The organism is Streptomyces populi (assembly GCF_002911015.1).
GTDB classification, from domain to species: Bacteria; Actinomycetota; Actinomycetes; order Streptomycetales; family Streptomycetaceae; genus Streptomyces; species Streptomyces populi.
This window is the reverse complement of sequence record NZ_KZ626904.1, coordinates 37,581-47,249: the sequence shown is the minus strand read 5'-3', so window position 1 is coordinate 47,249 and position 9,669 is coordinate 37,581. Positions and strand designations below refer to the sequence as shown.

At 68.2% G+C, this 9,669-nt stretch carries 14 protein-coding genes; 10 read left to right on the top strand and 4 right to left on the bottom strand.

Features of this window, described 5'->3' with window-relative positions:
* Positions 1-101 precede the first annotated feature (101 nt).
* Genes CW362_RS27895 through CW362_RS27880 form a run of 4 tightly spaced genes read right to left on the bottom strand, consistent with a single transcriptional unit; the run spans position 102 to position 1,850 of the window.
* Positions 102-551: a hypothetical protein gene (locus CW362_RS27895; protein ID WP_103552367.1), complete on the bottom strand. Its 450-nt coding sequence runs from the start codon at positions 549-551 to the stop codon at positions 102-104.
* Positions 552-572: 21 nt separating this feature from the next.
* Positions 573-968 carry a hypothetical protein gene (locus tag CW362_RS27890; RefSeq protein ID WP_103552366.1) on the bottom strand — a complete coding sequence of 132 codons (396 nt, stop codon included), beginning with the start codon at positions 966-968 and terminating at the stop codon, positions 573-575.
* The gene (locus tag CW362_RS27885) at positions 968-1,396 is read right to left on the bottom strand and encodes an ATP-binding protein (protein ID WP_103552358.1); all 429 of its coding nucleotides are present in this window, start codon (positions 1,394-1,396) and stop codon (positions 968-970) included. The genes CW362_RS27890 and CW362_RS27885 overlap by 1 nt, the downstream gene beginning before the upstream one ends.
* Positions 1,397-1,442: 46 nt before the next feature.
* Entirely contained in the window at positions 1,443-1,850 is a 408-nt protein-coding gene (locus CW362_RS27880) for an NUDIX hydrolase (protein WP_103552356.1), read from the bottom strand.
* Positions 1,851-1,957: 107 nt separating this feature from the next.
* Here CW362_RS27880 and CW362_RS27875 point away from each other — a divergent pair, with 107 nt between their 5' ends.
* From CW362_RS27875 to CW362_RS27830, 10 genes are all read left to right on the top strand, one after another.
* Positions 1,958-2,743: a GntR family transcriptional regulator gene (locus CW362_RS27875; protein ID WP_103552354.1), complete on the top strand. Its 786-nt coding sequence runs from the start codon at positions 1,958-1,960 to the stop codon at positions 2,741-2,743.
* Between the two features lie 155 nt (positions 2,744-2,898).
* Positions 2,899-3,255, top strand: a complete 357-nt coding sequence (locus CW362_RS27870) for an SCO3933 family regulatory protein (RefSeq protein ID WP_103552353.1) — start codon at positions 2,899-2,901, stop codon at positions 3,253-3,255.
* Positions 3,255-4,631 (top strand): FtsK/SpoIIIE domain-containing protein, encoded by a 1,377-nt coding sequence (locus CW362_RS27865; protein WP_103552351.1) that lies wholly within the window; start codon positions 3,255-3,257, stop codon positions 4,629-4,631. The genes CW362_RS27870 and CW362_RS27865 overlap by 1 nt, the downstream gene beginning before the upstream one ends.
* A gap of 85 nt (positions 4,632-4,716) precedes the next feature.
* The gene (locus tag CW362_RS27860; protein ID WP_103552350.1) at positions 4,717-5,343 is read left to right on the top strand and encodes a DUF2637 domain-containing protein; all 627 of its coding nucleotides are present in this window, start codon (positions 4,717-4,719) and stop codon (positions 5,341-5,343) included.
* 266 nt (positions 5,344-5,609) lie between these two features.
* Positions 5,610-5,801 (top strand): mobile element transfer protein, encoded by a 192-nt coding sequence (locus CW362_RS27855; protein ID WP_103552349.1) that lies wholly within the window; start codon positions 5,610-5,612, stop codon positions 5,799-5,801.
* Between the two features lie 15 nt (positions 5,802-5,816).
* Entirely contained in the window at positions 5,817-6,011 is a 195-nt protein-coding gene (locus CW362_RS27850; RefSeq protein WP_103552347.1) for a hypothetical protein, read from the top strand.
* 25 nt (positions 6,012-6,036) lie between these two features.
* Entirely contained in the window at positions 6,037-6,282 is a 246-nt protein-coding gene (locus tag CW362_RS27845; protein WP_103552346.1) for a SpdD protein, read from the top strand.
* Between the two features lie 171 nt (positions 6,283-6,453).
* A complete protein-coding gene (locus CW362_RS27840; RefSeq protein ID WP_103552344.1) occupies positions 6,454-7,749 on the top strand; it encodes a replication initiator in 1,296 nt (431 codons plus the stop codon).
* Entirely contained in the window at positions 7,742-7,978 is a 237-nt protein-coding gene (locus CW362_RS27835; RefSeq protein WP_103552343.1) for a helix-turn-helix transcriptional regulator, read from the top strand. The genes CW362_RS27840 and CW362_RS27835 overlap by 8 nt, the downstream gene beginning before the upstream one ends.
* On the top strand, positions 7,978-9,198 hold the full coding sequence (locus CW362_RS27830; protein ID WP_103552341.1) for a tyrosine-type recombinase/integrase: 1,221 nt from the start codon (positions 7,978-7,980) through the stop codon (positions 9,196-9,198). Before CW362_RS27835 ends, CW362_RS27830 begins: the two co-directional genes overlap by 1 nt.
* Positions 9,199-9,669: the final 471 nt, after the last annotated feature.

Genomic DNA, 9,669 nt, shown 5'->3' with positions numbered 1-9,669 from the left:
CGACGTCCCGGTCCGTAACGTGAAAGCGAACAAGCCCCACGGGGCTTCCCATGTTGTCTAGGCCCACTGTCAAGCATCACCTGGGACCAGAACGTCAAACATCACCTGGGACTAGACACGGTCGCGTGAGGCTGTCCGATCCCGCTTGATGCTTGACGGCCTGGCCTGGACGGGAGTTGGGCGCCGTTGTTGGAAGCGCGAAACTCGTCCAGCAACTCGAAGAACATCTCCAGGGCAGGCTTGCCAGCCTGTTCCGCCGCGCGCTCGATCTCCACTGCCCAGCCCAGCGCGCTGGGGAACTGCATGGCCAGTCTGGTCCACAACCAGTCAGCGAACGGTCCCTGGCTCCCGGTAGAGAAGTCGGAGTCTTCATCGATGCCGTGGACACTCAGGGCCGCTTGGTATCCGAACAGCACGGACTCCAGATGCAGAAGCGAGCCCCCGCGCACCCACACGCCCGGATGCAGGCGTACTTGGTCCAAGAAGCCGTACACGTCGGTCAGCTCGCTCAGTTGAGTGGGTTTTCGCCTGTCCTGCCCTGGCTCTGTCATGCGGGGCACCTTAGCGACCATTCAGACGGTCACCGCAGGTGGACCGCTGTCGCGAGGCTTAAAGTCTGTTGTGCATGAGGGAAGTTCGACGCCGATACGGTGCGCGAGAGGGAGGTAGGTCACCGGGCTCACCATCCAGGTGATGAGCGTGCGGGCGTGGGTGACTGAGACTGTCCACGGCACGCGGCGGATCAAGGCTCGTCGGGTGTTGACCCGGTGGTCGTGGAGTTGTCCCCACGCTTCCTGCGAGGTGTCCGTGTCGAGGGCCGGCGAGATGGTCCGCAAGATCGTGGAGACCCAGCTGTTCGCCTCGACCTCGGTGTACGCGTCGTAGGAGCCAAAGAGCATCGGCGGCTGTTCGTCGTCCAAGTGTCGGGTCCAGCACTCGCACCAGTAGCCGCGCCGCGGCTTGTCCATCAGCACGGGTGGCCTCCCCTGCAGGCCCCGGTGAAGAGCTCCGCGGTGACCGTGTGGCCGCCGTCGCTGTCGTGGACGAGAACCCGGTGTGCGATCACGCTGACCATGCCCAGCCCCCGGCCGTGCTCAGCCTCCTGGTCCTGGTGCCCGATGGCCGGGGCGGATCCCGTGCCTCCGTCGTCCGTGACCGAGAGAGCGATCACCTGTGAGGAGACCGCGAGCGCGAGATGGAAGCTGCCCGATTCCTTGCCGCTGGCCGTATGGAGGATCGCGTTCGCGCTCAGCTCGCTCACGATCAGCTCCGCGTCCTCGGCTAAGGGCGAGTCGCGCAGGATGTCGCGGGTCCAGCGGCGGGCCCTGCTCACCTCTTCCGGAAATCCTGGACAAGTGAGTCCCCAGACCCGCGCAGTGCTCGTATACTCGTGCATACAAGTTCCTTCATGCTGGTAGGCCGCCATGTGCAGCGGGTTCGGGCTAGACGAGTTTCACGCCGTCGTGGGCGCGAATGGCCGGCGGGGATGCCGCGTCGAGTGCGTCCAGGACGCGGATCGCGTACGCCTCGTCGGCGAGGTCGGTGACTTCTTCGCGGGTGGCCCAACGCAGCGCGCGGGTCTCGTCCCCGGTGGTGGGCGAGCCGTCGGCGGCTTCGCAGCGGAAGACCAGAGAGACGATCAGGCCCGTCATGTTCTTGTAGACGCCGGTGAGGGTCGCGGGAAGCGCGATCTTGATGCCGGTTTCTTCGAGGACTTCGCGCTGAAGCGCCTCGGGGAGGGTTTCCTCCCGCTCGACAACACCACCCGGCGGTTCCCACTGACCGTTGTCGCGCCGCTGGATCAAGAGAGCCCGGCCCTGGTCGTCAACGATGACTCCGGCAACGCTCACGGAGTGCGGACGGTCAGTGCTCACGTTCCTCGGCCCTCTCGGCTGGCTAGGCTCTCCACGGTAGCAACAACACTCGCCCACTCGTCTAGATACCTAAAGGAGTACTCGTGACCTCACTTCCGTCCCTGCTCGGCGATCTGGACCCCACGAGCGATCGTGCGGTGTTCCGGCAGATCGCTGACCAGCTGCGCGAGGCCATCGACCGTGGGCGATTCAAGGAGGGCGAAAAGCTCCCCTCGGAGGCCGAACTCGTCGAGCACTACGGCGTCTCCCGGATGACCGTCCGCAATTCGTTCTCCATCCTCCAGGGCGAGGGCCTGGTCGCCGCCGAACACGGCAAGGGCGTCTTCGTCCGGCCGCGACCGCCCGTCCGCCGGCTGGCCTCCGACCGCTTCGCCCGGCGTCACCGCGAGCAGGGAAAGGCGGCGTTCATCGTCGAGGCGGACGCCGCGGGCAGTCACCCGCAGGTGGACAGCCTTGAGGTCAAGGAGGAGAAAGCCAGTCAGGACATCTCCACCCGGCTCGGCTCCGTGCGTCGCGTGCTCGCTCGGCGTCGCCGATACCTGCTCGACGGCCGGCCGGTCGAGTTCGCCACCTCGTATCTCCCGCTCGATATCGCCCGCGGCACGCAGATCGCCGAACCCAACCCCGGCCCCGGCGGCATCTACGCCCGGCTTGAGGAGCTGGGTCATCACCTCGACCACTTCGAGGAGGAGATTCGTGCCCGGATGCCCTCGCCGACCGAGGTCAAGACGCTCCGGCTGGCCTCCGGCGTGCCGGTGATTCACCTCATCCGCACCGCCTTCGACACGGAGGGACGCGCCGTGGAGGTCTGCGACACCGTCATGGCGGCGGACGCGTACGTCCTCAACTACCAGCTCCCGGCGACCTGATCGGCGGTGCGCGAGGCCACTTTTCGGACTCGTACACCCCAACAGCCCTACTCGTATAGACGAGTGGGCAAGTTGTGTGGCAGTGTGGTTGGCGTTCCCGAAGTCATCGGGTTCGAAGACTGTATCTTGTCTAGACGAGTAGATAGGAAGAAGCCTTGCGCACCATCCGTGTGGAGACCTCGGCCGCGACGATCCTGCTCACCGAGGCGCCCGAGCCCAAGGTCCGTGACCGTCAGACCGGCGAGATCGCGAAGGACGCCGTCAGTGGCGAGGCCCTGATGACGATCGGCGTCGTCTACATCGAGGAAGGGGAGTCATCCCTGATCAAGGTCACCGTTCCCGAGAGCGGGGTGTCCGAAGGGCTCGCGCTCGGAGCGCCGGTCTCGCTGCCGGGGCTGGTGGCCCGGCCGTGGGAGAGCGTGTTCAACGGGCAGCAGCGTCATGGCATCGCCTACCGCTCCGCCGCCGTCACCCCGGCCATGTTCCCGGCCGTCATGGGGGCCTCGGCCTGATGACCGGCCTGACAACGCTTCTGGAGGTGGGTGGTCCTGTCGCCGCGCTCGGCGGCGGGGCTGCCTACGCCCGGGCCAAGCACCCCGGCGTCTACTGGTCCACGGTCGGTCTGCCGGTCTCCACGGCACGACTGCTCGGCTCGTACGGCTCGGTCATGGAGGCGTGCAGTCTGACCGTGGCTCCGTCGCGGCTGCGGGTCCTGGCGGTCAAGGCCACCACCCGCCGTGAGGTCCGGCCCGTACCGCCCCGGCGGGGCATCATCCGTCCCACGTCGACCGGGTTACGTCTTCGCCTCCGGCTCGCTCCAGGGCAAGAGCCGGCGGACGTGGCCGCATCGGCCGAACGACTGCGTCACGCCTGGGGAGTTCACGCCGTGTACGTCAGCACGGTCAAGCCCGGCGTGGTCGAACTCCGGCTCGTCGGCTTCGACGTCCTGCGGCGCGTGCGGATGCCTCGCAAGCTTGCGTCCGGGCTCCTCAAAGTGTCCGTGGCCCTGCGCGAGGACGCCACTCCGTTCGTACGCGACTACCGCGCCATCCCTCACCAACTCACCCTCGGAGCAACGCTCTCCGGCAAGTCCATGTACCTGCGCCACCTCGTCGCCGGACTCGCTCCTCAGCCCGTCGCCCTGGTCGGCATCGACTGCAAGCGCGGCGTGGAGCTCTCGCCCTTCGCCGCACGGCTCTCCGCTCTCGCCACCGACCCCGAGCAGGCGGCCGAGTTGCTGCCCGTGCTCATCCAAGAGATGGAGGAGCGGTACGAACTGATCAAGGCCCGTCAGGGACTCGCCCCGGGTACGCCCGACGAGGAGATCACCTCGGACGTCTGGGGGCTTCCCGAGGACGAACGCCCTGTCCCGATCGTGCTGTTCGTCGACGAGGTGGCCGAACTCTTCCTCGTCGCTACCCGCAAGGACGAGGAACGGCGCGACGAAATGGTCACCCAGCTCATCCGCCTCGCCCAGCTCGGCCGCGCCGCCGGGATCTACCTGGAGGTCTGCGGGCAGCGCTTCGGCGCCGAACTCGGCAAGGGCGCGACCATGCTCCGGGCCCAGTTGACCGGCCGTGTCTGCCACCGCGTCAACGACGAAGCCTCCGCCAAAATGGCCCTCGGCGACATCGCCCCTGAAGCGGTCTCCGCCGCCTGCGCCATCGCACCCGAGAGCCCTGGCCTCGCCGTCGCGGGCGACTCCTCCGGCGGCTGGTCCCGCATCCGCACGCCGTACCTCTCGCTCGGCGACGCCGCCGAGGTCTGCCGCGAGTCGGCGCACCTGGTGCCCGACCTGCCCGCGCTCAAGCCCTTCCGACCGGATGTGCCCGTCCGCCCGGTCGAGTCTCCGGCCCCGGTTGTCCAGCCTCGCCCTGTGACCGACTGAGCTTTCCCGCTCCCTCTCGGCCGGCGTGACCGTCTCGCGCCACATCCCTACCCCTGCCATGCCTGAATCCGGAAGGAGCTGCGGCATGCGTGCCCAACTGGCCCGTATCGACGCGGTGCTCGTCCAAGCGGTCATCGCCGCGGCGCTGTCCTTCGCCCACCTGCACGACGTCGCCTCGGCGGCCGGTCAAGACGGCTGGAAGGCATGGGCGTACCCCGTCTCCGTCGACCTGCTGCTCGTCGCGGCCTGGCGACGGCTGCGGACTGGCGACGCGAAAGCTGCCGGGTGGTGCTGGTTCGTCATCGCGCTCGTCGCGTCCCTCGGCGCGAACGTCGCCACCGCCGGGCTCCTCGACCTCGACCAGGTCCCGGCCTGGCTCCGCATCCTCGTCGCGGGCTGGCCCGCGGTCGCCTTCCTCGGCGGCACGCTGCTCGCCCACTCAGCGCCAGCAGTGACAGCGGAGACCCACAACGAGGCCGTCAAGAGCGAGGAGGACGGTCCCGAAGCCTCGCCCGAATCGGCCCCTCAACCAGTCATCGAACCGACGCGAAAGCCCTCCGCTGTACCGGTCCCAGCCGCCCTCATCGAACACGCTCGCAAAGTCGCCGCTGAACACCGCACCCGCACTGGCACGCCCATCGATGTCCCGGCCCTACGGGCCCGCCTCGGTGTCCCGGCACCCATGGCGGAAGCCATCGCCGCGCACCTCTGAAGGCGGATTCCGGCGGCAGGCGCTACCGCTTCCGCCGCCGTCGCTGAACTCCCACCGCGGCCAGATCGAACAGCGCTATGAGACAGGCCAGGGTGATCACGGTGGCCCAGGATTCGCCCAACCACCAGTGACCCGCCACGCATGCGAGGCCAAGTACCAATGCGCTCATGGCGAGGGCGATCTGACCTCGTGTTGTGCGTGACATGCCACCTGTCTACACCACCTCGCGCACGTCAGACGAGCAGACAACGAAAGGGAGATCATCCGTGCCCAGCAACCGCCGCTTCCGCTCCGTCACCCGCATCGGCCCTGTTCAGGTCGGCACGTCCTACGACGGTCGTGGCCGAGAGAAGCACACCGCCGCTTGCACCGCCCCGCGCTGTGGCTTCTCCGCCGACTACGACAGCCGCGCCGCCGCCGAACTCGCCGCCCGTACCCACCGCTGCCCCGTCCGCTGAAAGGACCTGACCCCCGTGACCGTCAGCCTGCCGCTTGTCCTCGTCCTCGGGCTCATCGCCTGGGGAGCGATCAAGTTCCTCGGTGTCCGCACCTGGATCGTCGTCGTGATCGCTCTGTTCGGATTCCTGCTCTCGCGCACCTTCATGGCCCCGGCCATCGACTCCGGCACGCGCTCCGGCGTGGACGTCATAAACGGCTCACACGACTAGACGAGTAGGCAAGGAGAGGTTCGCTGTGTTTCTGCCCAAGTACCCCGACAACCCGACCCCGCCGCCCGCGTACAGCCACACCCCGGCCGATCCGGCGCCCGTACGACGTGCGGTCCCGCAGATCTCCATCAGCACCGGAGCGGTCGCGACCGTCCTCGCCGGCGGAGTCGTCCTCACTGCGCTCCTGGCCGCCGTCGCCGTCACGGCCATCTCCGTGGCCATCGCCGCCGTGGTCCTGCGCTCGATGCTCCGCGACCAGCACCGCCGCTGAAAGCCGCTGAAAGCCGCTGAACGACAGATCCCCGGGACGGCCTCGATACCGCCAAGCATCCGCCGCCCCGGGGGCCCTACCCCTCCTAGCCGAAGCCAGAAGGAGAAAGCCATCATCGCCCGCTCCACGCCCCCGCTGCCCGAACTCGCCGAACTGGCCTCGCTCGGCACCATGCCCGAACTGCTGCGCCAACTCTCCGGCCTCGGCGGCTGCACCCATCCGATCCGCCTCGACGGCCACCGCACCGAGTACGACGTGAACACCCGCACCGGTGAGATCGGCACCGTCCTCCACCGCCTCAACTCCGCCGACCTCCCGGCCGGTCACCTCCTGGTCCGCTGCAACAACCGCCGCGCGACCCGCTGCGAAGCCTGCGCCGAGGTCTACCGCCGCGACACCTTCCACCTGATCACCTCCGGCCTGCGCGGCGGCAAGGGCGTCCCGGAACGCGTCGCCGCGCACCCCCGCGTCTTCGCCACCTTCACCGCCCCGAGCTTTGGCCCCGTCCACAACCGCCGCACCGGCCCGGCCGGTTCGGTCCGCCGCTGCCGATGCGGCGTCCATCACGACCAGGACGACGCCGCACTCGGCACCCCGCTCGACCCGGACACCTACGACTACGAAGCCGCCGTCCTCTGGAACGCCCACGCCGGTCCGCTCTGGCGCCGCTTCTCCACCTACCTGCGCCGCGAGGTCGCCAAGCGCGCCGGACTCTCACAGCGCGCGTTCCGCCAGTACGCCCGGGTCTCGTTCGCCAAGGTCGCCGAGTACCAGAAGCGCGGAGCCGTCCACTTCCACGCCGTGATCCGCATCGACGGTCCCGGAGGCGGCGACACCCTGCCTCCGGCCTGGGCAACCGCCGAACTGCTCACCGACGCGATCGGCGCCGCTGCCGCTCACGTCCGCGTGGACGGCCCGGTCATCGGCGGACGTGCCCACACCTTCGCCTTCGGCCGTCAGCTCGACGTCCGCACCATCCGCTCCGCCGACTTCGACGGCGGCCAGGAACTGACCGAGCGGGCCGTGGCCTCGTACATCGCCAAGTACGCCACCAAGGGTGCCGAGACCGCGACGGGAGCTCTCGACCGCCCACTGAAGTTCCTCGCCGAACTCGCCCAGCTCGACATCAGCGATCACGCCCGCCGGCTGATCCGAACGGCCTGGACGCTCGGGGCCTGCAAGGAGCTGGAGGATCTCCGGCTCCGGGCCTGGGCCCACATGCTCGGCTTCCGCGGCCACTTCTCCACCAAGTCCCGCCGTTACTCCACCACCCTCGGCGCCCTCCGCACCGCCCGCGCCGAATGGCGCCGCGCGCAAGCCGCAGCAGCGACCGAGGGCGAGACGGACACGACCCTCGTCGTCTCGCACTGGGTCTTCGCCGGAACCGGCCTGTCCGCCGCCGAAGCCTGGCTCGCCGCATCCCTCGAACCCGCCCCCGGAACAGAAGGAGAACCAACCCATGGCTGAGCGGCGCCTTACCGTGGCGCGGGCTCCCGACGAGCCGCGCCCCCTTCCACGGCGGTACCTCACGCCTCTGGATGTCGCCGAACTCCTGGGCGTGCCGATCGAAACGGTCTACCAGTGGCGCCGGAAGCGCACCGGTCCCCGCGGCTTCCGGGTCGGCCGGCATCTGCGCTACGACCCCGATGACGTCCGGGCCTGGGTCGAGTCCCTGATGGAAGGGGCTGTTGCCTGATGGCCGGACACATCCAAGACCGCTGGTACAAGAGCGAGACGGGTCCGGACGGCAGGGTCCGCAAGGTCAAGAGCGAGCGTTACGGCTCTGGGCTTCGCTACCGGGCGCGCTACGTCGGTCCGGACGGTACGGAGAAGGCCAAGAGCTTTCCCGACCGGCAGAAGAGGCTTGCCGATCAGTGGCTCGCCCACATCGAGGCGGACATGGCGCGCGGGCAGTACATCGATCCTCGCGCGGCCCGGATCACCTTCCAGCAGTACGCCGAACGCTGGGTGGAGGCCCAGGGCGCTGACCCGAACACGCAGGCCTCGATGGAGTCGCAGCTTCGACTCCACGCCTTCCCGTATCTGGGTACGCGCCCCCTCGGGTCCTTTCAACCCGCCCACATCCGCGACTGGGTGCGGCAGCTTCAGAAGAACGGTGTCCGGGGTTCGTACGCCCGGACGATCTACTCCAATGTGCGCGCTGCGTTGAGCGCGGCCGTGGATGACGGGCACCTCCCCCGCAATCCGTGTGCGGCTCGCTCGGTCCGGCCGCCGGTTGTCGACACCAAGCGCGTCAAGCCGTGGACGCCGGAACGGGTCTTCGCCGTTCGCGCCGCCATGCCTGAGCGGTTCCGGGCGATGGTCGATCTGGGCGGTGGCTGCGGGCTGCGCCAGGGCGAGATCCTCGGTGTCGCCGTCGACGCGATCGACTTCGAGGCGGGCATGCTTCACGTGGTCCAGCAGCTCAAGCTGAGCCGCAGCAAGGCTGTGTTCGCACCGCCGAAGGGCGGCAAGCTTCGGGACGTCCCGCTTCCCGGGCCGGTCGCTGACGCCCTCCGGGCGCACATGAAGGAGTTCCCTCCGGTCGAGATCACGTTGCCGTGGAAGGTAGCGGACGGTCCCCCGGTGACGAAGCTGCTGATCTTCACTGGACCGCGCGGGGGCCATGTCTGGCGCACGTCGCTCAACGAGGAGGCGTGGAAGCGGGCGCTGGCCGGCGCCGGGGTGATCCCAGCCCCCGAACGCGGCCAGCCGCACGCCGAGTCCCGCGAGAACGGCATGCACGCACTCCGGCACTTCTACGCGTCGGTGCTCCTAGACGCCGGGGAGAACATCAAGGCCCTGGCCGAGTACCTGGGGCACTCAGACCCGGGGCTGACACTCCGCGTGTACGCGCACCTCATGCCGTCTAGCCAGGAACGTACCCGGAAGGCGATTGCTGCCGTGTTCGCCTGAGGAAGGCACACCGAGCGTTACGTCCGCCGCCCAGTACGACAATGAGGTCTCCACAGCATTACCCGAGCTAACATTCGAAATCACCACACGTGAATGCTCCGCCGCTTCCAACATTGCGAAGCTAGCATTTGAAATCACCACACGGGAATGCTCCGCCGCTTCCAACATTGCGAAGCTAGCATTTGAAATCACCACACGCGAATGCTCCGCCGCTTCCAACATTGCGAAGCTAGCATTTGACCCTTACGGACCCGCCGTCTGGCCGCCTGAGGACCCGGACTGCCAGGTCAGGCTGGCATGACAGCACTCACTCTCGCCCCATAGAGGCCACCTACGATTCTTCGTAGGTGGCCTTGATCCTGGGCATCGGAGGAGCTACCCACCGCGCCCCCTCGGCGCTGCAAGAACGGAATGATACGACGACACCGAGGCTTTTAGCTGCGGGTTTGTGGGGTCTCGCATTAGACCGCT

Excerpts from the sequence above, each read along its gene's own strand:
- CW362_RS27860 (WP_103552350.1), top strand. The coding sequence starts at position 4,717 with ATGCGTGCCCAACTGGCCCGTATCGACGCGGTGCTCGTCCAAGCGGTC.
- CW362_RS27885 (WP_103552358.1), bottom strand. The coding sequence starts at position 1,396 with ATGCACGAGTATACGAGCACTGCGCGGGTCTGGGGACTCACTTGTCCA.
- CW362_RS27895 (WP_103552367.1), bottom strand. The coding sequence starts at position 551 with ATGACAGAGCCAGGGCAGGACAGGCGAAAACCCACTCAACTGAGCGAG.
- CW362_RS27835 (WP_103552343.1), top strand. The coding sequence starts at position 7,742 with ATGGCTGAGCGGCGCCTTACCGTGGCGCGGGCTCCCGACGAGCCGCGC.
- CW362_RS27830 (WP_103552341.1), top strand. The coding sequence starts at position 7,978 with ATGGCCGGACACATCCAAGACCGCTGGTACAAGAGCGAGACGGGTCCG.
- CW362_RS27890 (WP_103552366.1), bottom strand. The coding sequence starts at position 968 with ATGGACAAGCCGCGGCGCGGCTACTGGTGCGAGTGCTGGACCCGACAC.
- CW362_RS27865 (WP_103552351.1), top strand. The coding sequence starts at position 3,255 with ATGACCGGCCTGACAACGCTTCTGGAGGTGGGTGGTCCTGTCGCCGCG.
- CW362_RS27840 (WP_103552344.1), top strand. The coding sequence starts at position 6,454 with ATGCCCGAACTGCTGCGCCAACTCTCCGGCCTCGGCGGCTGCACCCAT.